18 protein-coding genes and 1 pseudogene are annotated in these 20547 nt (G+C 67.8%); 10 read left to right on the top strand and 9 right to left on the bottom strand.

Translation table 11 applies throughout. The features are described 5' to 3' along the window. The 4 genes and pseudogenes from ABTU92_RS15500 to trbB form a co-directional block, all read right to left on the bottom strand. Positions 1-1399: pseudogene (locus ABTU92_RS15500) on the bottom strand (conjugal transfer protein TrbE); the annotation flags it as partial. 8 nt (positions 1400-1407) lie between these two features. After that, positions 1408-1680 carry a VirB3 family type IV secretion system protein gene (locus ABTU92_RS15495; RefSeq protein ID WP_408092153.1) on the bottom strand — a complete coding sequence of 91 codons (273 nt, stop codon included), beginning with the start codon at positions 1678-1680 and terminating at the stop codon, positions 1408-1410. Further along, positions 1677-2012, bottom strand: a complete 336-nt coding sequence (locus ABTU92_RS15490) for a TrbC/VirB2 family protein (RefSeq protein WP_408092151.1) — start codon at positions 2010-2012, stop codon at positions 1677-1679. The genes ABTU92_RS15495 and ABTU92_RS15490 overlap by 4 nt, the downstream gene beginning before the upstream one ends. Then, positions 2009-2944: a P-type conjugative transfer ATPase TrbB gene (gene trbB / locus ABTU92_RS15485; protein WP_408092149.1), complete on the bottom strand. Its 936-nt coding sequence runs from the start codon at positions 2942-2944 to the stop codon at positions 2009-2011. The genes ABTU92_RS15490 and trbB overlap by 4 nt, the downstream gene beginning before the upstream one ends. A 733-nt stretch (positions 2945-3677) precedes the next feature. Between trbB and ABTU92_RS15480 the strand changes: the two genes are divergently transcribed. The 3 genes from ABTU92_RS15480 to ABTU92_RS15470 all read left to right on the top strand — a co-directional run bounded on the left by ABTU92_RS15480 (position 3678) and on the right by ABTU92_RS15470 (position 6508). After that, positions 3678-4418, top strand: a complete 741-nt coding sequence (locus ABTU92_RS15480; RefSeq protein WP_408092147.1) for an SDR family oxidoreductase — start codon at positions 3678-3680, stop codon at positions 4416-4418. 283 nt (positions 4419-4701) lie between these two features. Then, entirely contained in the window at positions 4702-5718 is a 1017-nt protein-coding gene (locus tag ABTU92_RS15475; RefSeq protein ID WP_408092157.1) for an aldo/keto reductase, read from the top strand. Between the two features lie 67 nt (positions 5719-5785). After that, the gene (locus ABTU92_RS15470) at positions 5786-6508 is read left to right on the top strand and encodes a dihydrofolate reductase family protein (RefSeq protein ID WP_408092145.1); all 723 of its coding nucleotides are present in this window, start codon (positions 5786-5788) and stop codon (positions 6506-6508) included. A 13-nt stretch (positions 6509-6521) separates the two neighbouring features. Here ABTU92_RS15470 and ABTU92_RS15465 read toward each other — a convergent pair whose 3' ends face one another. Beyond that, positions 6522-7448: a LysR family transcriptional regulator gene (locus ABTU92_RS15465; RefSeq protein WP_408092143.1), complete on the bottom strand. Its 927-nt coding sequence runs from the start codon at positions 7446-7448 to the stop codon at positions 6522-6524. An 846-nt stretch (positions 7449-8294) separates the two neighbouring features. Here ABTU92_RS15465 and ABTU92_RS15460 point away from each other — a divergent pair. The 7 genes from ABTU92_RS15460 (at position 8295) to ABTU92_RS15430 (ending at position 15157) form a co-directional block, all read left to right on the top strand. Continuing rightward, positions 8295-9314 (top strand): aldo/keto reductase, encoded by a 1020-nt coding sequence (locus tag ABTU92_RS15460; protein WP_408092155.1) that lies wholly within the window; start codon positions 8295-8297, stop codon positions 9312-9314. 196 nt (positions 9315-9510) lie between these two features. Then, entirely contained in the window at positions 9511-10701 is a 1191-nt protein-coding gene (locus ABTU92_RS15455; RefSeq protein WP_408092141.1) for a Bcr/CflA family multidrug efflux MFS transporter, read from the top strand. A 367-nt stretch (positions 10702-11068) separates the two neighbouring features. Beyond that, the gene (locus tag ABTU92_RS15450; protein ID WP_408092139.1) at positions 11069-11332 is read left to right on the top strand and encodes a hypothetical protein; all 264 of its coding nucleotides are present in this window, start codon (positions 11069-11071) and stop codon (positions 11330-11332) included. Between the two features lie 308 nt (positions 11333-11640). After that, a complete protein-coding gene (locus ABTU92_RS15445; protein WP_408092137.1) occupies positions 11641-12474 on the top strand; it encodes an SDR family oxidoreductase in 834 nt (277 codons plus the stop codon). A 71-nt stretch (positions 12475-12545) separates the two neighbouring features. Continuing rightward, positions 12546-13535, top strand: coding sequence for an aldo/keto reductase (locus ABTU92_RS15440; RefSeq protein ID WP_408092135.1), 990 nt, complete (start codon positions 12546-12548; stop codon positions 13533-13535). 31 nt (positions 13536-13566) lie between these two features. Next, positions 13567-14550: an aldo/keto reductase gene (locus tag ABTU92_RS15435; protein ID WP_408092133.1), complete on the top strand. Its 984-nt coding sequence runs from the start codon at positions 13567-13569 to the stop codon at positions 14548-14550. Between the two features lie 13 nt (positions 14551-14563). Beyond that, the gene (locus ABTU92_RS15430) at positions 14564-15157 is read left to right on the top strand and encodes an NAD(P)H-binding protein (RefSeq protein WP_408092131.1); all 594 of its coding nucleotides are present in this window, start codon (positions 14564-14566) and stop codon (positions 15155-15157) included. Positions 15158-15198: 41 nt separating this feature from the next. On the opposite strand, the gene ABTU92_RS15425 is transcribed toward ABTU92_RS15430, so the two are convergent. The 4 genes from ABTU92_RS15425 to ABTU92_RS15410 form a co-directional block, all read right to left on the bottom strand. Further along, complete coding sequence (locus ABTU92_RS15425; protein ID WP_408092129.1) at positions 15199-16401, bottom strand: carboxymuconolactone decarboxylase family protein; 1203 nt, start codon at positions 16399-16401, stop codon at positions 15199-15201. A 47-nt stretch (positions 16402-16448) separates the two neighbouring features. Next, positions 16449-18653, bottom strand: coding sequence for a molybdopterin cofactor-binding domain-containing protein (locus ABTU92_RS15420; RefSeq protein WP_408092127.1), 2205 nt, complete (start codon positions 18651-18653; stop codon positions 16449-16451). A gap of 10 nt (positions 18654-18663) precedes the next feature. After that, positions 18664-19131: a (2Fe-2S)-binding protein gene (locus ABTU92_RS15415; protein WP_408092125.1), complete on the bottom strand. Its 468-nt coding sequence runs from the start codon at positions 19129-19131 to the stop codon at positions 18664-18666. 502 nt (positions 19132-19633) lie between these two features. Beyond that, on the bottom strand, positions 19634-20497 hold the full coding sequence (locus tag ABTU92_RS15410; RefSeq protein ID WP_408092123.1) for a formylglycine-generating enzyme family protein: 864 nt from the start codon (positions 20495-20497) through the stop codon (positions 19634-19636). Between the last annotated feature and the right edge of the window lie 50 nt (positions 20498-20547).

The raw sequence follows: 20547 nt of genomic DNA, 5'->3' as shown, positions 1-20547 counted from the left end.
GGAACTGCAGCGCCATGAGCGCGAGCAGCACGCTCTTGCCGGCGCCGGTCGGGCCGATCACCAGGGTGTGGCCGACATCGCCAACATGAAGCGACAGCCGGAACGGCGTCGCCCCTTCGGTCCGGGCGAACAGGAGCGGCGGTCCGTCGAGGTGCTGGTTCCGCTCGGGTCCGGCCCAGACCGCCGACAGCGGGATCATATGGGCGAGGTTGAGGGTCGAGATCGGCGGCTGGCGCACATTGGCGTAGACGTGCCCGGGCAGGCTCCCGAGCCAGGCCTCGACGGCATTCAGGCCCTCCAGCATGCAGGTGAAGCCACGGCCTTCGATCACCTTGGCGGCGAGCCGGAGCTTCTCGTCGGCGCTGCTCGGGTCCTCGTCCCAGACCGTGACGGTCGCGGTCACGTAGGCTTCGCCGGCGAGGTCGGCGCCGAGCTCCTGGAGAGCGGCGTCGGCATCGAGCGCCTTGTTGTGGGCATCGTTGTCGAGGAGCGTCGACGCCTCGTTGGTCATCGCTTCCTTGAGGATCGCGGCGACGGACTTGCGCTTGGCGAACCAGTGGCGGCGGATGCGGCCGAGCACCTTCACGGCATCGGTCTTGTCGAGGCAGATCGCCCGGGTCGACCAGCGGTACGGGAAGGCGAGTCGGTTCAGCTCGTCGAGGATTCCGGGCCAGGTCGCCGAGGGGAAGCCCGCCACCGTGAGGACACGCAGATGCGCGCTGCCGAGCCGCGGCGCGAGACCGCCCGTGAACGGCTGGTCGACCAGGATCGCATCGAGATACATCGGCACCTCGGGGACGCGGACCCGGTGCCGCCGCGTCGAGACGCAGGCATGCAGCCAAGTCAGTGTCTCGGGGTCCGACAGCCAGGCGACCTCCGGCACGAATCCGTCGATCAGGGCCAGCACCCGATCGGTGCGGTCGATGAAGGTCGTGAGCACTTCGTTCCCAGACGCACTTCCGTCAGGGGTGCGGCCCTCGTACAGCCAGGCCTCGGCGCGCGCGGCCTCCTTGGCCGGCGGCAGGAACAGAAGCGTGAGGTGGTAGACGCTCTCGAAGTGGCGGCCTTCCTCCTCGAACTGAGCCCGACGCTCGGCGTCGACCAGCGCCGAGGCCGGGTCCGGATAGATGCTGGCCGGATAGTCCTGCGCCGGGATGCGGCTCGCTTCGACGAACACGGCCCAGCCGGAGCCGAGCCGCCGCAGGGCATCGTTGAGCCGGCCGGCGACGCCGACCAGCTCGGCCGGGGTCGCCGACTCGAGGTCCGGGCCCCGGAACCGCGCCGTGCGCTGGAGCGAGCCGTCCTTGTTCAGGACGACGCCGGGTGCGACCAGGGCCGCCCAGGGCAGGAAGTCGGCGAGACGCTGCGGCTTGTTGCGGTATTCGGCGAGATTGAACATCGAACAGCTCAGACACCGAGGTGGGTGGGGTAGCGCAGGTGCCGACGCACGACGTCGACGAACAGCGGATCGCGCCTCGCCGCCCAGGCCGCCACGCCGTGCCCGACGAGCCCGAGCACCAGGCCGACGATCCACAGCCGCAGGCCGAGGCCGATCGCGGCCGCGAGCGTCCCGTTGAGGATGGCGATGGCGCGCGGCGCTCCGGCGAGCAGAATCGGCTCGGTCAGGGCGCGATGCGCCGGTGCCTCGAAGCCGGGGACCAGGTCGGTGCCGGTCGTCACAGCAGCGCTCCACCGCCGAACGAGAAAAAGGACAGGAAGAACGAGCTCGCCGCGAAGGCGATCGACAGGCCGAACACGATCTGCACCAGCCGGCGAACGCCGCCCGACGTGTCGCCGAAGGCGAGCGTCAGGCCGGTCATGATGATGATGATCACGGCCATGATCTTTGCGACCGGACCTTCGATCGACTGCAGGACCTGCTGGAGCGGCTGCTCCCAGGGCATGTTCGAGCCGGCCGCATGGGCCGGAGCCGCCATCAGCGCGAGCACAGCGGCCGAGGTCGTCGTGAGAACGAAGCTGCGGATTGGACTTGTCGCGGTCGAGATGGTCATGCGGGCTCTCCTGTCGTGAGCGTGGTGGCGGGTGAGAGGACGTAGTCGCCGGCCGGGCCGATGCCGGACACCGCGACGAGCTCGATGAGACGGCGTTCGCTGCCGCGGCCGGCCAGGACGGCGATCACGTCGATGGTCTCGGCGATGAGGGCGCGCGGGACGGTGACGACCGCCTCCTGCACGAGCTGCTCGAGACGGCGCAGCGCCCCGAGCGCCGTTCCCGCATGGATGGTCCCGATCCCGCCCGGATGGCCGGTCCCCCAGGCCTTCAGGAGGTCGAGCGCCTCGGCGCCGCGCACCTCGCCGATCGGGATGCGGTCGGGGCGAAGCCGCAGTGACGACCGGACGAGATCGGCGAGCGACGCGACACCGTCCTTGGTCCGCAGCGCGACTAGATTCTGCGCCCTGCACTGAAGCTCGCGCGTATCCTCGATCAGCACGACCCGGTCGGTCGTGCTCGCGACCTCGGCCAAGAGCGCGTTGACGAGCGTCGTCTTGCCGGTCGAGGTGCCACCGGCGACCAGCACGTTGCGGCGTCGCGCGACGGCGTCGCGAAGAAACTCCACCTGCTCGGCCGTCATGATTCCGGCCGCGGCATAATCGTCGAGAGTGAAGACCGCGACGGCCGGCTTGCGGATCGCGAACGCCGGGGCCGCGACCAGCGGCGGGATCAGGCCCTCGAACCGCTCGCCGGTTTCCGGCAGCTCGGCCGACACCCGTGGCGACGACGCATGCACCTCCGCGCCGACGTGATGCGCCACCAGACGGACGATCCGCTCACCATCGGCAGCGGACAGATGCTCGCCGGTGTCCGTCAGTCCCTCGGCGAGCCGATCGACCCACAGCCGGCCGTCCGGATTGAGCATGACCTCGACGACATTCGGGTCGGCGAGCCACCCGGCGATGGACGATCCCAGCGCGGTACGGAGCATCCGCGCCTGCCGGGCCGCAGCTTCGGTTCTGCTCTCCTGCCGCCCCACCTTGGCGCCCCCCAGTCAGGCTCACCAACAAGGGCGAGCACCGGGGTCGATTAAGAAAGGCCACTCACCGCGAGCCGCAACAAGCAAACTGACGGCGTAGTAGCGCGGCGAAGAATCACAGGAGAACGGCGGTCGCTGCTCTGGTGAAGTCGTGATCCAGAGGTCAAGCCGCTCGGCGATCTCTGCAGCCACGTATCACTCGATCCCCTGATACGGATCGATGCCGGGCAGAACAGAAATGCTCCACCGCGACGATCGCGGAGCCCCCGGGAGGCCCGGCTCAAGTCTGGCCGAGATCCCGGCTGAATAACGCGACCAACTTGGTCGCAGCCGGACCGACGGACTGCGGCTTGTCGCACATGTCGATAGCCGAGGCGCGCGCGATAAGGCCTATGAGTACGCCTCGGCGGCCGTGCGACCCTCCGCCCTCACTGGCGCGGCCGCTCCGCGCCTGCGTCGAGCGGCTCGGCGACCCGGCATTCATGAGATTTCCTCATGTGCCTTAGTGCGTCACGCCGTCTACTCGGACCCGAGCACGGCTGCTAAATGCCATGATCGAAAGAGACGCAGGGCCGCCAGCTCTTGAGGTTCGTTCTCCTCGACAGCACGGGACGAACCAGGCCGCAAAAAGCGCCGCATCACCGGGCAGACACATGTCGAGCGATGCCGGGCAAAGGAGACTGCAATGGCCGAGGGACTGGAAGGCAAGGTCGTCGTCATCACGGGAGCCAGCAGCGGCCTGGGCGAGGCGACCGCGCGACGGCTTGCGGCAAATGGTGCGAAGCTCGTCCTGGGCGCGCGCCGCATCGACAGGCTCGAGGCGCTCGCCGTCGAGCTCGGCCTCAGCCCGCAGGCCGCGGTCCAGACCGACGTGACCCGGCTCGATCAGGTCGAACGCCTAGTGGGCCGTGCCGTGGAGCAACACGGTCGCGTCGACGTCATTCTCAACAATGCCGGCCTGATGCCCCACTCGCTTCTTGAGCACGGTCGGGTGGAGGACTGGGACCGGATGATCGACGTCAATCTTCGGGGCGTGCTCCACGGCATCGCCGCAGTGCTTCCGCACATGAAGGCGCAGAAGAGCGGCCACATCATCAACGTGTCCTCGGTGGCGGGGCACAAGGTGAGGCCGGGCAGCGCCGTCTACGCCGCGACCAAGACCGCCGTGCGCGTCATCTCCGAAGGTCTCCGGCAGGAGGTGAAGCCCTACAACATCCGCACCACCGTGATCTCGCCCGGCGCGGTAGCGACCGAGCTGCCCGCCAGCATCACCGAGCCCGAGGTCGCCCGGGGCACCCGCGAGTTCTACGAGCGCTTCGCCATTCCGGCGGATTCCTTCGCCCGGATGGTCGCCTTCGCCATCAGCCAGCCCGAGGACGTCGACATCAACGAGATCCTGTTTCGGCCGACTAGCCAGGAGCTCTGAGGCCGATCACCACCGGTGTGGTCTATCGACATCCTGCGGGACGGCGCACGATCCTCGACATCCGAGCTCCGACACGGCGTTCGGCGACATACCCGCAACCGGAGCAACCGTCATGCGTTACACGAGCAAGAATTGGGACGGCGACTGTCATCCGCTTTCACTCGATCGCCGAACCGTGGTGACCTCGGCGCTGGGCCTCGCGGCCCTGTCGCTGTCGACGGGCCTGATGTCCGGTCCGGCATTGGCGCAGCCGGCCGCGGGCCAGCGTCGCGCCTTAGGGCAGATGCCGACCCGCAAGCTCGGCGGCACGCTCGAGGTCTCGGCCCTCGGGCTCGGTTGCATGGTGATGAGCGGCATCTACGGCCCGCCCCGCGACAAGCAGCCCGCCGACAAGCAGGAGATGATTCGGGTCATCCATACCGCCGTGGACCGCGGCGTGACCTTCTTCGATTCTGCCGAGCTGTACGGCCCTTTGTCGAACGAGGAGCTTCTCGCCGAAGCCCTCGCTCCCATTCGCGACAAGGTGGTGATCGCGACGAAGTTCGGATACTTCGGTAATCCGGGATTGCAGCCGGTCCTCGACAGCCGGCCGGAAAAGATCAAGGCGTCGGTCGAAGGCTCGCTGAAGCGGCTGCGAACCGACGTCATCGATCTCTACTATCAGCATCGCGTCGATCCTAACGTGCCGATCGAGGACGTCGCCGGGACCGTGAAAGACTTGATCCGGCAAGGCAAGGTGAAGCATTTCGGCCTGTCGGAGCCGGGCCTGGAGACCTTGCGCCGCGCCCATGCCGAACAGCCTGTCACGGCCGTCCAGAACGAGTTTTCCATTCTCTGGCGGGAGCCCGAAACCGCGGTGCTCCCGACCCTGGAAGAGCTCGGCATCGGCCTCGTCGCCTACACGCCGCTCGGCGGCGGCTTCCTGACCGGCACCATCCACGAGGGCACGCAATTCCCGACCACCGACTTTCGCTCGCGGGTTCCCCGCCTCTCCGCCGAAGCCCTGAAGACGAACATGGCCCTGGTCGTGTTGCTGCGTGACTGGGCGCGCCGCAAGGAGGCGAGCCCCGCGCAGGTGGCGCTCGCCTGGCTGCTGTCCCGCAAGCCGTGGATCGTGGCGATCCCGGGCACCACCCAGCTTCCCCACCTCGAGGAGAATCTCGGCGCCGTGGCGGTGACGTTCACGGCCGGCGAGCTGCACCAGATCGACACGGCAGCGTCCGCCGTCGTCGTGCAGGGCGATCGCCTGCCGCCGGCTTCGATGGCGCTGACCCGACGCGAGGCTCCGCCGAGGCGCTGATCACGTCGATCGGCACGCTTGTCGCGGCGTGCCGACCACTCACGGCCGAGCATACTCGAGAGTCCAGATGCGTCCGAAGATCATCTGCCACATGATGAGTTCGATCGACGGGCGCCTGCTCGCCGATCGGTGGACGCCGCCCGCGCACGGTGTCGATCTGGCCACCTTGCGCGGGCACTACGACGGAACCGCCTCGCGGCTCGCGGCCGAAGGATGGATCGTCGGGCGGACGACCATGGAGATGTTCGGCCGGCTCGTCGCCCGGGCGGATTCTGGGCTGGCCCGCGAGCCGCGGCTCCCCCATGTCGGCCGACGCGGAGATCGTGACGTGGCGGTCGCCATCGACCCGCGAGGCAAGCTCCACTACATGCAGGACCAGGTGGGCGGCGACCACGTCGTCGCGGTTCTCGGCGAGCAAGTTCCCGACACCTACTTGGCGGCGCTGCGCGAGGTCGGCGTGTCTTATCTCTTCGCAGGACCTAGCGGCGACGATCTCGGGAGCGCCATGGACAGGCTGGGCGACACCTTCGGGATCAAGACGATATTGCTCGAGGGCGGCGGGATCACTAACGGGGCGTTCCTGCGGCAGGGGCTGATCGACGAGATCAGCCTTCTGGTCTATCCGGGTATCGACGGCCTGGCGGGAATACCGAGCATCTTCGAGCATGTCTGCGGCGACGTCGACAGGCCGGGCGCCGGCCGGTCGCTCCGCTTCGCCGCGGCGGAGATTCTGGAGGGTGGCATGGTCTGGCTGCGCTACGGCATCGAGGCGAGCGGGAGCCCGCTATGAGAGGGATCGGACGTCAGCGGCTTCGGGCCGGCTTCCGCTTCGACGCATCGCCGCGGTATCGCAGCGCATCGACCACGATCGAGAAGGCCGGCGACGACTGACGGCGGCTCGGATAGTAGAGGTGATAGCCCGGGAAGGGAGCGCACCAGTCAGCGAGGACGCGGACGAGACGCCCGGCCGACACATGCTCCTCGACGACATCGTCCGGCAGATAGGACACGCCGTGCCCGCCCAGGGCCGCCTCGAGGCGGAGCGCAATGTTGTTGAACACGAGCTGTCCCTCGACCCGCACCTTCACCTCGCGACCTTCCTTCTCGAACTCCCAGGCGTACAATCCACCGTAGGTCGGGAAGCGCAGATTGATGCAGTTGTGGGAGGTCAGATCCTGCGGGACTTTCGGTCGACCGCGCTTCTCGAAATAGGCTGGTGATCCGACCACCGCCATGCGCATGTCCGGGCCGAGGCGGACGGCGATCATGTCCTTCGCCACCTGCTCTCCGAGACGCACACCGGCATCGTATCGCTCCGCGACGATGTTGGTCAGGCCGTAATCGGTGATGATCTCGACGTTGATGTCCGGATAATCCGGCAGCACGCGAGTGAGTGCAGGCCACAGGATGGAGTTCGCGGCGTGCTCGCCCGACGTGATCCTGATCGTCCCGGCCGGCTTCAGACGAAGCTCGCTCAACGCGGCGAGTTCGGCTTCGATCTCTTCGAACCGCGGCCCCACGGTGGACAGGAGCCGTTCTCCGGCGTCTGTCGGAGCGACGCTCCGCGTCGTTCGCGTCAGCAGCCGAAGATCGAGGCGCTCCTCGAGCGCCCGGATGGTGTGACTCAACGCCGATTGCGAGACACCGAGCTTGGCGGCTGCTTTCGTGAAGCTCCGCTCCCGGGCGACCACGATGAAGGCGAGGAGTGCGTTGACGCTTTCACGGAGCATTCATGAGTCCCTCTCACAGGATCAATCGGATCATACCATCTAATGGCATGCCGCGTCAGTTGGTAGATGTCTTCCGACAAGTGACGCACACCGTCGAACAGACGAGATCCAGCGAGCATCTGTGGCGACCCGGACGGACGATGTGGAGCACGCGGCTCGGGCGCGCCCCACGGATCGGGTCGGTGTCCGCCTCGCTTGCGTCGATCCTGACACCGACGGTCCGGATACCAAGGATGCAGACGATGCAAGGTCAACAGCGCGGCTTAACCATCGATCAACCATTCGTCAGCTCGCCTGCCCGCCGGAGGAGCTACGTCATTTGGATAGCCGACTCGATCGGACGCGCCCTTCGGCATCCGTCGGTGCTCCTGTTCGGAATGATCGGGGGTGCAGCTACGGCCAAGAGTGGGCGTGGAGCTTGGGTTGTCGGCGGGATCTCGGCGGGGCTGACGATCTATTTCGGGGCCGTGGTGACGGCGATGGCGACGCGGAGCATGGCCGGCTGGGTCAGATGCATGCGGTGCCATGTGATCGCCCGGTCCTGAGCGGCGGCGTCCCTCTCCGCGCATCGCGTTGGGAACGAGCCGTCGCGTCGCCGTCGGTCAGCCGTCGAGCGTTCGCCCCGCACGCGGCGATCCGTGGGTTTCCACCGAAGACAAGGAGGCTCGAATGCCAAGTCCTGAATTCAGCCAATATTCCGCACTGGTGTGCCGTAGGCAGGCTCTCGCTAGCGGCGGAGGAGCCGTCGCTGCCGCGCTGCTCGGCGGGGCGGCCGGGCCGGCTCGGGCGCAGTCCGCGGGGACGCCGACGGCCGGCGGTGCGCGCGCCGCGTCTTCCGCCGGGCAAATCGGACGCCGCAGGCTCGGCGCCCTCGAGGTCTCGGCTATCGGGCTCGGCTGCATGAGCATGAACAGCGGGAACTACAACCCGCCGAAGGACAAGCGTGAGATGGCGCGGGTGATCCACGCCGCCTTCGAGCGCGGTGTGACCTATTTCGATACGGCGGAAGCCTACGGGCCGCTCGTCAACGAGGAGCTGGTCGGCGAGGCGCTCGCCCCGATCCGCACGAAGGTCGAGATCGGGACTAAATTCGGCTTCGACATCGACTACGCGACCGGGCGGCGCAGCGGCAGACTGAACAGCCGGCCGGAGCATGTGAAGGCCGTCGCGGAGGCCTCGCTGAAGCGCCTCCGGGTCGAGGCGATCGATCTGTTCTATCAGCATAGGGTCGATCCGCAGGTGCCGATCGAGGACGTCGCCGGAGCGGTCAAGGACCTGGTCCGCGAGGGCAAGGTCAAGCACTTCGGCCTGTCCGAGCCGGGCATGCAGACGCTGCGCCGGGCGCACGCCGTCCATCCGGTAGCCGCCGTCCAGAACGAGTACTCGCTGTTGTGGCGCGGTCCCGAGCGCGAGGAGCTCGCCGTCTTCGAGGAGCTCGGGATCGGGCTGGTCTCCTGGAGTCCACTGGGCGTCGGCTTGCTGACCGGTACCATCGACGCGACGACGCGGTTCGACGGACCCGGATATACCGACTACCGACTCACCAACCCGCGCTTCACCCCCGAGGCCCTCGCGGCCAACATGGCGCTGGTCGATCTGGTGCGCGCATGGGCGCGCCGCAAGCAGGCCACGCCGGCTCAGATTTCCCTCGCCTGGCTGCTGGCGCAGCGGCCCTGGATCGTGCCGATTCCCGGAACGACGGACCTTCGCCACTTGGACGAGGATCTCGGGGCGATCGACGTCGTTTTCACGGCGCAAGAGCTCCAGGAGCTGAACGCGGCCGTGTCGAAAGTCGTGATCCATGGCGAGCGTCTCCGCAAGGAGCTGCTCGTCTTGTCGCAGTTGGAGGCGCCGCCCAAGCGGTGAGCCTCCGGTCGCGAGAGGCGCGTCCCGCCGCGCGCCTCACACGACCGCCCCGCCGCGCGTGACGCCGTTCACCTCGGTCACCCCGTAAATCGATGGGTCGGTGCCTGCGCTCGGATATCGAGGGTGCGTTCCGCCGCCTCCGCACCTTCGAATGGATGAACCCCCGATGTCCTCCGTCTCGACCGATTCCGTGAGCATGCCCCGCCGACACTCCGACCTCGCGATCCTGATCGTTCTCAGCGCGCTGATGGGATTCGCGTCGATCTCGACCGACACCTATCTTCCGGCGTTTCCCACCTTGAGCACGGTCTTCGGAGTCGATCCGGGACGGATCCAGCTCACCTTGTCGAGCTACCTGATCGGGTTCAGCGTCGGCCAGCTCGTCTGGGGCCCGGTCGGCGACCGCTACGGCCGCCGCAAGCCGATCGCCGTCGGCATGGTGCTGTTCATGCTCGGCTCGGCCGGGTGCGCGCTGGCTGGCTCGGCCGAGCAGATGATTGCCTGGCGGGTGGTTCAGGCGCTCGGCGCGTGCTCCGGCCCGGTTCTCGCACGGGCGATGGTCCGCGATCTCTACACACGCGACAAGTCGGCTCAGATGCTATCGACGCTGATGCTCGTCATGGGCGTCGCGCCGCTTCTCGGTCCGCTGCTCGGCGGGCAGATCCTCGAGCACAGCTCGTGGCGTGAGATCTTCTGGTTCCTGGTCGGGTTCGGTGTGCTGGCGCTGCTCGGCCTTCTGCTGCTGCCGGAGACCTTGCCGCCGTCCGACACGGGTCCGAGGAGCTTCGGGGAGGTGTGGACCGGGTATCTATCGCTCGTCCGCAGTCCGCGTCTGCTCGGCTACGCCGCCGCCGGCGGCTTCTATTACGGCGGGGCCTACGCCTACATCGCCGGCACGCCATTTTCCTACATCGACTATTATCACGTCCCGTCGCGGGCCTACGGCCTGCTGTTTGGCCTGAACGTCGTCGGCATGATGGCGGCGAACTTCCTGAACTCGCGTCTGGTGGTCCGTCTCGGGTCCGACCGGATCTTCCATTGGGGTGCCGCCATCGCGGCCATCTCGGGTCTCGTCACGGCGCTGAATGCGCGGTTCGGCTGGGGCGGCCTGCTCGGGCTGGTCGTGCCGCTGTTCTTCTTCTTCTCGGTTGCCGGATTCATCGTGGCGAACTCGGTCGCGGGAGCGCTCGCGGCGTTCCCGCGCAATGCCGGCGCGGCTTCGGCCGTGGTCGGCGCCATGCATTACGGCGCCGGTGTGTTCAGCGGCGCGATGCTCGCCTGGTTTGCCGACGGCAGCCCGTGGACGATGGGATGGATCATCGGCGCCGCGGGCGTTGCGAGCCTCGTGTCGGCGTGGATGCTGGTGCGCCGCTCCTCGTCCGAGTGATCAGACCGCGAAGGATCGTCCTGTGGCGCGACCGATCGCACCAGTCGCACTCCCGGATCAAATGGACGCCGTCGAGCCCGATTGGCTCGGCGGCGCCTCGCAGTAGCTGCAGCGCGGCACGGCGCGTCCGGCGACGACGCCTCGCTTCGCGACGAAGACGAGTTCGAGGCGAGACACCTCGCGATCCGGAAGACGCCGTTCTGGGCTCTGCTTTCGGTTTCGTTGCCGACGTCGAAGCGCCCGCTCATCCATGAACGGCACTAATGGGTCCATGCGAAGACGCCTCTCTAATCACGAGACCGGTTCCATCTTATCTCACGGTCATCGGTTGCCGCATCGGCACCCAGACAAACAAGGAGACACCATCATGCGGACCCTCACCAAGATGATCACGGTTGCTTCCGTCGTGCTCGGTTCCATGTCGATCGCCTCGGCGCAGTCCTACGACCCGGACATGGGCTCCGGCAACATCGCGAAGCCGCTCACGCAGAGCGCGCCCATCGCCGCCACGCACAGTGTCCTCGGCGCCTATGCGCAGGGCCAGGCGCACGAGCTTCACAAGCCGTCGCCGACGATTCGTCCCTCGACGTCCGAAGAATCGCTGTTCGATCGCGCCCGCGGCTCCTTCTGAACCGAACGCTCTCCGGCGCCGAGCGATCGTCGCTCGGCGCCGAGAGCGTCATCGGAGATGGGTTTTCGGGTCGATCCAGACCCTTCTCCGAAAGAAACGCCGAGACGCGGTTGGCGATCTCGGAGCTCTGTCGGCAGCACGCTGCGGTCGACCGGCAAGCAATCTCTCCCCGAGTTTCCCCTCGAGGTGTGGCGCACGGCAGATGGTCGGGCGCTTGGTGCCAGTCCGGAGGATCGGACGAGTTCCCAGTGACTGTGACGACGGGTGGGCAGCGACGCGGTCTGCCCGCCAACCAGTAGAGGATCGAAATGGCCAAGGACGTAGTGGTCGTCATCGGCGCAGGCGGGATCGGCCTTGCCATTGCCCGCCGGCAAGGGTTCGGCAAGACGTTGCTGCTCGCCGACTTCAACTCGAAGACCCTGGAGGCCGGCGCCGAGGGTCTGCGCGAAGCGGGCTACGAGGTCGCGACGCGACACGTCGACGTCTCGTCCCGCGAGTCGGTGCGAGCACTCGCCGATGCGGCGGCGACGACGGGGAACGTGGCTCAGGTTGTCAACACCGCCGGCCTGTCGCCGAACATGGCGTCGGTCGAGCGCGTGCTGGAGGTCGATCTGTACGGATCGGCCTTGGTGTTCGAGGAGTTCGGGAAGGTCGTCGCCCCGGGCGGCGCGGGCCTGCTCGTCTCCAGCATGGCCGGCCACATGATGCCGGCGCTGCCCCCGGAACACGACCACGCCCTGGCTCACACGCCCGCCGACGCGCTTCTCGACCTGCCGTTCCTCAAGGGCGACGCGATCCCGAACACGCTGGTCGCCTACATGATGGCGAAGCGCGCCAACATACTCCGGGTTCAGGCGGCCGCGATGACCTGGGGCGAACGCGGCGCGCGGGTCAACGCGATCAGCCCCGGCATCGTCGTGACGCCGCTCGCCCGGCACGAATTGAACTCCGAGATCGGCGACATCTACCGCGCCATGGTCGCGGCATCTCCGGCCAAGCGGATGGCGCCTCCCGAGGAGATCGCGGTCGCGGCGGCCTTCTTGCTCGGCCCCGATGCCGGTTTCGTGACCGGCAGCGATCCGCTGATCGACGGCGGCGTGGTCGCGGCCATGCGGGCCGGAAAGCTGCCCACGCCGGGCTGACCGGGCCTGCCCGCACCATCCCGACCGCGTCGCACGGCGGCGCCGTGCCGTTCCGGAAAACAGGAGCCCTCATGAAGATCCGCCATCTCGGCACGCTCGCGGTTTCCGAAATCGGCTTCGGTGCGATGAGCTTCGCGTCGTACTACGGCGAGACGCCCGACCGTTCCGAAGCCATCCGCGTCATCCGTGGCGCCTACGACCTCGGTGTGACCTTCTTCGACACCGCAGAGGCATACGGCCCGTGGACGAACGAGGTTCTGGTCGGAGAGGCGCTGGCGCCGATACGGGATCGGGTCGTCGTCGCGACCAAGTTCGGCTGGAACATCGACCCTGACACCGGCGAGCAGCGGCCCGGGCTCAACAGCCGGCCGGACCACGTCAAGCGGGTCGCCGACGCGATGCTGAAACGCCTCGGCACCGACCGGATCGACATCCTCTATCAGCATCGTGTCGATCCCGATGTCCAGATCGAGGAGGTGGCCGGCGCCGTGAAGGATCTCGTCGCTGCCGGCAAGGTCGGGCACTTCGGACTGTCGGAGGCCTCGGCCGCCACGATCCGCCGCGCCCACGCGGTGCAGCCCGTCACCGCCGTCCAGAGCGAGTATTCACTCTGGACGCGTGATCCGGAACCCGAGGTGTTGCCGCTCTGCGAAGAGCTGGGCATCGGGTTCGTGCCCTGGAGCCCGTTGGGGGCCGGCTTTCTCACCGGCACGATCGACTCCGACACCGCGTTGCCGGCCACCGACTTCCGTGCCGGATCTCCGCGTTTCGCCAAGGACGCGCGCGAATCCAACCAGGGCGTGGTCGACCTGCTCCGCCACGTCGCAGCGAGGAAGAACTCGACGCCCGCGCAGATTGCGCTCGCCTGGCTGCTGGCCCGAAAGCCGTTCATCGTGCCGATCTTCGGAACGCGCCGGCTGGATCGGATCGAGGAAAACCTCGGCGCCGCCAATGTGTCGCTGTCCGCCAAAGACTTGAATGCGATCGAGACAGCGATGAGCCGCATCGAGGTGAAAGGTGCACGGCTGCCCGAGGCGATCCTGCAGCTCTCCTACCGCTGAGCCGAGACGACATCGACAAGGAACTCCTACCATGAAAGCACGCGACCTGGGCCGCAGCGGCCTGAGAGTTTCCGCCCTCGGCCTCGGCTGCATGGGAATGAGCGCGAACTACGGCACCCCGGGCGACAAGGGTGCCATGATCGCGCTCCTGCGCGATGCCGTCGATCGCGGCGTCACCTTCTTCGACACGGCCGAGGTCTACGGGCCCTTCACCAACGAGGAACTGGTCGGCGAAGGCTTGGCGCCGGTTCGCGACAAGGTCGTGATCGCGACGAAGTTCGGCTTCGACATCGATCCCGTCACGGCGGAGCGGCGCGGCTTCGACAGCCGGCCCGACCATATCCGCACCGCCGTCGAGGCGTCGCTCGTACGGCTGCGGACCGACGTAATCGACCTGCTCTACCAGCACCGGGTCGACCCCGGCACGCCGATCGAGGACGTCGCCGGAGCCGTCAAGGACCTGATTGCCGAGGGCAAGGTCCGGTATTTCGGCCTGTCCGAGGCCGGCGCGACGACGATCCGCCGGGCGCATGCGGTGCAGCCGGTGGCGGCGGTGCAGAGCGAGTACTCCCTCTGGGCCCGCGATCCAGAGGCCGAGGTGCTGCCGGCGTGCCGCGAACTCCGCATCGGATTCGTGCCGTGGAGTCCGCTGGGGCAGGGCTTCCTGACCGGCACGGTCGCTCCCGGCCAGGCGTTCACGACGTCGGACGTGCGGTCCTGGTTCCCGCGGTTCACGCCGGAGGCAATGAAAGCCAACCAGGCGCTGGTGGATCTGATCACGCGTGTCGCCGACCGGAAAGGCGTCACGCCGGCGCAGATCGCGATCGCCTGGCTGCTCGCGCAGGACCCGTGGATCGTCCCCATCCCCGGCACCCGAAAGCCGAGCCGGCTCGAGGAGAATCTCGCCGCCGCGGAGATCGTGCTCGCTCCGGAAGAGCTCGACGAGCTGACCACGGCGGCCGCGGGAATCGAGATCGTCGGCGGACGCGGGACCGGGCACGAGCAGTATCTGTGAGCTGGCGGCCGAGATGACCCGGATCCTCATCCTCGGAGCGAACGGGCAGATCGCCCGTGCGGCCACCCGCCTGCTGCTCGAAACCACCGATGCGCGACTGACCCTGTACCTGCGGAACGCCAGCCGCCTCAACGCCCTGGAAGGCAACGACCGGATTCGCCTCGTCGACGGCGACGTGCTCGACGCCGCCACGCTCGACGGCGCGGTTGCGGGACAAGACGTCGTCTATGCGAATCTGTCCGGGACCATGGAACGGCAGGCGCAGGCGATCGTCGCAGCGATGACGAAAGCCGGCGTCCGCCGATTGATCTTTGTCGGCTCGATGGGGATCTACGATGAGGTGCCGGGCCAGAGATTCGGCAGCGTTCTCGATCCCTATCGCCGATCGGCGACCGTCGTCGAAGCGTCCGGCCTCGACTACACGATCATCCGTCCCGCCTGGCTGAGCGACGCCGACGAGATCGCCTACGGTACGACCGTCAAGGGCGAGCCCTTCGTCAATCCCGGAGCCTCCGTGTCACGTCAGAGCGTCGCCGACCTGGTCCGCAGGCTGATCGTGAACCCGGCATTCGGCATCGGCGCAAGCCTCGGTGTTCATGCGGCCTGATCTCGGTCGGGTTTTCCGTGAACAGGCTCGGCCGGCACGACTCACCGACGACCGCTCCGATATGTCTCGTCGGAGACGAGTTCCATCCAGGTCACGGCATTGCCATCGAGTGCCTCGGAGACGGCGAAATGCGTCATCGATGAATCGCTGGTCGCACCGTGCCAGTGGCGGACATTCGGCGGAATCCAGACGACGTCGCCCGGGCCGACGTCCTCGCGCAGGCCACCCTCCTTCTGCACCCAGCCGCGGCCGGAGACGATGAACAGCGTCTGGCCCAGCGGGTGGGTGTGCCACGCAGTGCGCGCTCCGGCGACGAACGAGATCGTCCCGCCGCCGACGCGGGCCGGCGCGGTCGCGCGATACTGGCCCGAGATCTGCACCCGGCCGGTGAAGCGGTCGGCGGAACCGATCGACGTCGCCTCGGGCGTCGCCCGGATGATCTGCACATCGGCATTCGGACTAGAGCCGGCCGCTGGCTCAGCCGAGTCCCGGCTCGCTAAAACGCGCTCGAGAACCGGAACGGCCGACATCGCCCGCGGCCAGCCGGCATAGAAGCCGAGATGCGTCGGCACCTCGGCGGCCTCGACGCGGGTGAGGCCGTTGTCCATCGCACGGTTGGCATGGAACGGAAGCTGCTCGGGCTGACCGATCGCGATCAGCGCCGCCATGGTGACGAGGCTGCGATCGCGCGGCGACAACTCCGCTCGGCGCCAGAGGTCGCCGAACAGGACGCGGTTCGTCAGCTCGGCGAGCGCCGGGGCGGTCGGCGCGACGCTGCCGCGGACGGTGGCAGCGCGGGCGGCTTCTGCCGCGGCGTCCAGCGGGATCGGAGCGTCCGGGCTCGCCGCGGCGGCGCCGATGCCGCGCTCGTCGAACACCTTCTTCACCTCGGTGACGGCCGAGATCGCATTCGGCCAGCCGGAATAGAAGGCGAGTTGCGTGATCAGCTCGCCGATCTCGGCCGGTGTGACGCCGTTGTCGAGCGCCCGCCGGACATGGCCGGGGATCTGCGCCGCCTTGCCGGTCGAGACGAGTGCCGCCACGGTGATCAGGCTGCGGTCACGGAGTGCGAGCTCCTTGCGCAGCCATACCTCGCCGAACAGCACGTCGTCGGTGAAGTGGCCGAGGCCCGGAGCGACGTCGTACACGGCCGGCGGGGCGACCCGCTTGCGCTCGACCTCCTCGGCGTCGGCGCCTGTGAGGACCAGCGCCGAGAGCGCAAGACCAGCCGTGATCCTGTTCATGGTATCGCCTCCAGTTTCGATGCCTCGTCGACGGCCGAGGCTGTCGCTCACGTCGAGCCGAGATCGATGTTGGCCAGCGGCAGGTCGCGGACGCGCTTGCCGGTCGCCGCGAAGATGGCGTTCAGGACCGCGGGGGCGGCCACCGCGATGGTCGGCTCGCCGACGCCGCCCCAGAAGCCGCCGGACGGGACCGTGATCACCTCGACGACCGGCATCTCGTCCAGGCGCATCACGTTGTAGCTGTCGAAGTTCGACTGCTCGATGCGCCCGTCCTTGACGGTGCATTCGCCGTACAGCAGGGCCGAGAGCCCGTAGGCGAAGGAGCCGGCGACCTGTGCCTCGACCTGCTGGGGATTGACGACGTGCCCCGGATCGGTGGCGGCGACGAGGCGGTGGATCTTCAGCCGCCCACGCGTCACCGAGACCTCGGCGGCGGCCGCCACATAGCTGCCGAACCCCATGATCTGTGCGATGCCGCGATGGATGCCTTTCGCGGGCGGAGTGTCCCACCCGATGCCCTTGGCGGCCGCCTCCAGCACGGCGAGGTGCTTGGGATGGTTCACCATCAGCTTGCGACGGAAGGCCAGTGGATCCTGCCCCGCCGCGTGGGCCATCTCGTCGATGAAGCACTCCAGATAGACGGCGTTCTGATTGAGATTGACGCCGCGCCAGGCGCCCGGCCGGATGTGCGGGTTGCGCATGGCGTAATCGATCAGGAGGTTCGGGACGGTGTAGCCGATCGCCGTCTCGGACCCGTCCGGCACCAGCCCCTGGAAGATGAAGGGATCGCCGTTGCTGGTCATGGCCGACGGGTAGGCATAGGCTGCGATCGATTGTCCCGAAATGCGCATGTGCAAGGCCGCGACGTCGCCGTTCGCGTCGAGCGTCCCGCGCAGCCGACACTGTGTCACGGGGTGGAACCGGCCTTGCGCCATGTCCTCTTCGCGCGTCCACATCATCTTCACCGGCGTGCCGGGGATCTGCCTGGCGATGAGGGTCGCCATCCGCAGGTAGTCGGTCTGCAGGCGGCGGCCGAAGCTGCCGCCGATGCGCATGACGTGGATCTCGCAGGCGTCCTGCGACAGCCCCGCGGCGGTCGCGACGGTGGCGAGCGCGGCCTCGGGAACCTGGGTCGGTCCCCACACATCGCAACGGCCCGGCGTCCAGCGCACCGTGGCGCACAGCACCTCCATGGGCGCGTGGTTCTGGTAGGGAAAGCTGTAGTCCGCCTCGATGACGCGCTCCGGCCTAGCGAGAGCAGCTTTGGCGTCGCCGGCGCGATTGCCTACGAACAGCGTCTCCGCCGTCAGCCCCTCGCGCAGCGTCGCTGCGATGTCTCGGCTGGAGACATGCGCGCTCGGTCCCTCGTCCCATTCGATCGGCAGCGCCTCGAGCGCCGTCTTAGCCCGCCAGAAGGTGTCGGCCACGACCGCCACCGTCTCGTCGTCGACGCGCAGGACGTGCTTCACGCCGCGCATCGTCGACACGGCCGCGGCGTCAAAGCGCTTCAGCTTGCCGCCGTGGACCGGACAGGCCTTCGGCACCGCCACCAGCATGCCCGGCATCCGGTAGTCCATGCCGTAGACCAGCGAGCCGTCGAGCTTGTCGCGCGTGTCGAGGCGCTTCACCGGCCTGCCGGCGATCGTCCAGTCCTTCGGATCCTTCAGCTTCACGTCGGCCGGCGGAGTGATCCGGTTCGCCGCGTCGGCGACCGCCCCGTAGGTGGTGGTGCGGCCGCTCGCCGCGTGGGTGATCACGCCCTTCGAGACGGTGCAGTCCGCCGGACTGACGCCCCAGCCCTGGGCCGCCGCCTGCACCAGCACGGCGCGAGCCTGCGCTCCGCCCATGCGGACATAGTCGTGCGAGCCACGGATCGCCCGTGAGCCGCCGGTCGCCTGGGCCCGCCACGGATTGCCACGGCGCCTGTTCTCGCCGGGCTTCACCAGCTCGAAGCGCACCTTGTCCCAGTCGCAATCGAGCTCCTCGGCGACGAGCTGCGCGAGCCCGGTCAGCGCGCCCTGTCCCATCTCGATGCGGGCGATGCGGACGATCACGGTCTCGTCCGGCTGGATCACCACCCAGGCATTGACCTCGGGAGAGCCCGTCTGCGCCACGGCGCGGCCCGGCAACGGAAACGAGAAGCCGAGCGAGAACGCGCCGGCCGCCGCTGCGGTGCCTGACAGAAAACCGCGGCGGGAGAGAGCGTCGCGAGCGCGAAGGCCGCGAGGGTGGGGCGTCGTCTGCATGGTCATGGCGACCCTCTCAGCCTCGGTTGGTCGGCAGGCGGGTGGCGGCGAGCCTCACGCCGGCCAGCACGCGCGGATACGTGCCACAGCGGCAGATATTAGTGATCTCGGCGCGGATCTGGTCGTCGCTCGGAGTCGGGTTCTGCGCCAGCAGTGCCGAGGCGGCCATGATCATGCCGGGCTGGCAGTAGCCGCATTGGGCGACGTCGAGCTCGGCCCATGCCTCTTGAACAGGGTGTGGCTTCTCGGCGCCGAGCCCCTCGATCGTGACGATCTTCTGCTCCTCGGTCACGCCGCTGACCGGCAGCACGCAGGAGCGCGTCGCCACGCCGTCGATATGCACCGTGCAGGCTCCACACTGGGCGACGCCACAGCCGTATTTGGTGCCGGTCAGGCCGACATGCTCACGAATGACCCACAGCAGGGGCGTGTCGTCCTCGACCTCGACGGTCACGATCATTCCGTTGATGTTGAGTTTCGCCATGTCGCGCTCCCTGCTCGAGACTGAAGGATTCGGGCTGGTGTGGAGGTCGGAGGTTTTGGCCGTCAGGCGACGACGGCCCGCCGGTCGGATTCGGAACAACCTCGTCACGACCGGGCCGGATCGAATGCCGAACGTGGAGCCACACGCTGCGCGCCCGCTCGAATTCCAAAGATCGCATCGACTCTCGTTGCGGAGAGCCGACCGATCCGGTCCCGTTCGAGTCCGAACAACGGCTCGCACGAGATGATATCGAGGCCGCACTATGCGGCAGCGCCGATCTGCCTCGACGAGTTCCGACGATGCGCCACGAGAACCGTAACGTGGCCCGGCGTCCTTGATTAGGCACCTGATCCTGCAAGGACCTATGTGCCTGATTCATGAATTGGAGGAGGCAAAGCCTCACTTGCCAGGGATCTTTCGTCGATCCGATCCGGCCGGCCGTCGTCGTAGGCGGTCGATAGTGCGACCTCTACGTCGCGGAAGCCCAGACAGCTTGCTGTATCTAGTCGACCCTCATCACCACCCTAAATCCGATGCTGATCCCACGGTAAACTGGTTCGTAAGGGCGCCGCGCAGACGAGCGCCAACCGGTTCCGGTCTCGTGCCAGCTTCCGCCGCGCACCACCTTGCGGGTGCCGGTCGGCGGGCCGGGAGGGTCGACCTCGGGGCTCACGACGTAGTAGCGCTCATCGTACCAGTCCTGGACCCACTCCCAGACATTGCCGTGGATATCGTAGAGGCCCCACGGATTGGGGTCCTTCCGGCCGACCGCGTGCGTCGAGCCCGAGGCGAAGCTCTCGCCGAACCAGGCGTGGCGACCGAGATCCCTCGCATCGTCGCCGAACGAGTAGATCGTCGTCGTTCCGGCCCGCGCCGCATACTCCCACTCCGCTTCGGTGGGCAGACGATAGCGGTCGCGTCCCTCGGCCGCATTGAGACGCCGGATGAACTCCTGAGCGTCGTTCCAGGAGACGGTCGCGGGGTTGTCCGGATGCCGCAGCCTCTGCGCCATCCCGGGAAGGTCGTAGAAGGGATTGGAACGGGACTGCGTGTAGGGACTGCTCCCCATCACGGCCTCCCACTGCGCCAGGGTCACCTCGTGGCGGCCGAGAAAGAAGGGCTTGGTGATCGTCACCGAATGTCGGGGCCTTTCGCCTTCGGAGGCCTCGCGGTCGTTCGGCGAGGCTCCCATCAGAAACGTTCCGGCGGGAATCGCGACGAACTCCATCCCGATGCTGTTTCGGCGGGTCTCGGCGCCGAGCCCCTTGGACGGGACGCCCACAACACCGAACGCAAGACTGCTCAAGACGGCGCCGACGATCAGAGCACCGGCCCGCGTTCGTGCCGAATGGCTGATGAGAGGCATGGCCTAGCAACTCCTTCCGCTTCGAAACACCTGAAATCCGCGACGAGATC

This window comes from Rhodoplanes sp. SY1 (assembly GCF_046000175.1).
Lineage (GTDB): Bacteria > Pseudomonadota > Alphaproteobacteria > Rhizobiales > Xanthobacteraceae > Rhodoplanes.
The sequence above is the reverse complement of the archived record's forward strand: the minus strand, read 5'-3'. Positions and strand labels throughout refer to the sequence as shown.

What these genes read in the sequence shown, in the direction of transcription:
- ABTU92_RS15480 (WP_408092147.1), top strand. Translation starts at nt 3,678, where the DNA reads ATGGCCGAGGGACTGGAAGGCAAGGTCGTCGTCATCACGGGAGCCAGC.
- ABTU92_RS15420 (WP_408092127.1), bottom strand. Translation starts at nt 18,653, where the DNA reads ATGACCATGCAGACGACGCCCCACCCTCGCGGCCTTCGCGCTCGCGAC.
- ABTU92_RS15470 (WP_408092145.1), top strand. Translation starts at nt 5,786, where the DNA reads ATGCGTCCGAAGATCATCTGCCACATGATGAGTTCGATCGACGGGCGC.
- ABTU92_RS15435 (WP_408092133.1), top strand. Translation starts at nt 13,567, where the DNA reads ATGAAAGCACGCGACCTGGGCCGCAGCGGCCTGAGAGTTTCCGCCCTC.
- ABTU92_RS15440 (WP_408092135.1), top strand. Translation starts at nt 12,546, where the DNA reads ATGAAGATCCGCCATCTCGGCACGCTCGCGGTTTCCGAAATCGGCTTC.
- ABTU92_RS15450 (WP_408092139.1), top strand. Translation starts at nt 11,069, where the DNA reads ATGCGGACCCTCACCAAGATGATCACGGTTGCTTCCGTCGTGCTCGGT.
- ABTU92_RS15455 (WP_408092141.1), top strand. Translation starts at nt 9,511, where the DNA reads ATGCCCCGCCGACACTCCGACCTCGCGATCCTGATCGTTCTCAGCGCG.
- ABTU92_RS15490 (WP_408092151.1), bottom strand. Translation starts at nt 2,012, where the DNA reads ATGACCATCTCGACCGCGACAAGTCCAATCCGCAGCTTCGTTCTCACG.
- ABTU92_RS15475 (WP_408092157.1), top strand. Translation starts at nt 4,702, where the DNA reads ATGCCGACCCGCAAGCTCGGCGGCACGCTCGAGGTCTCGGCCCTCGGG.
- trbB (WP_408092149.1), bottom strand. Translation starts at nt 2,944, where the DNA reads ATGCTCCGTACCGCGCTGGGATCGTCCATCGCCGGGTGGCTCGCCGAC.
- ABTU92_RS15465 (WP_408092143.1), bottom strand. Translation starts at nt 7,448, where the DNA reads ATGCTCCGTGAAAGCGTCAACGCACTCCTCGCCTTCATCGTGGTCGCC.
- ABTU92_RS15415 (WP_408092125.1), bottom strand. Translation starts at nt 19,131, where the DNA reads ATGGCGAAACTCAACATCAACGGAATGATCGTGACCGTCGAGGTCGAG.
- ABTU92_RS15410 (WP_408092123.1), bottom strand. Translation starts at nt 20,497, where the DNA reads ATGCCTCTCATCAGCCATTCGGCACGAACGCGGGCCGGTGCTCTGATC.
- ABTU92_RS15430 (WP_408092131.1), top strand. Translation starts at nt 14,564, where the DNA reads ATGACCCGGATCCTCATCCTCGGAGCGAACGGGCAGATCGCCCGTGCG.
- ABTU92_RS15445 (WP_408092137.1), top strand. Translation starts at nt 11,641, where the DNA reads ATGGCCAAGGACGTAGTGGTCGTCATCGGCGCAGGCGGGATCGGCCTT.
- ABTU92_RS15425 (WP_408092129.1), bottom strand. Translation starts at nt 16,401, where the DNA reads ATGAACAGGATCACGGCTGGTCTTGCGCTCTCGGCGCTGGTCCTCACA.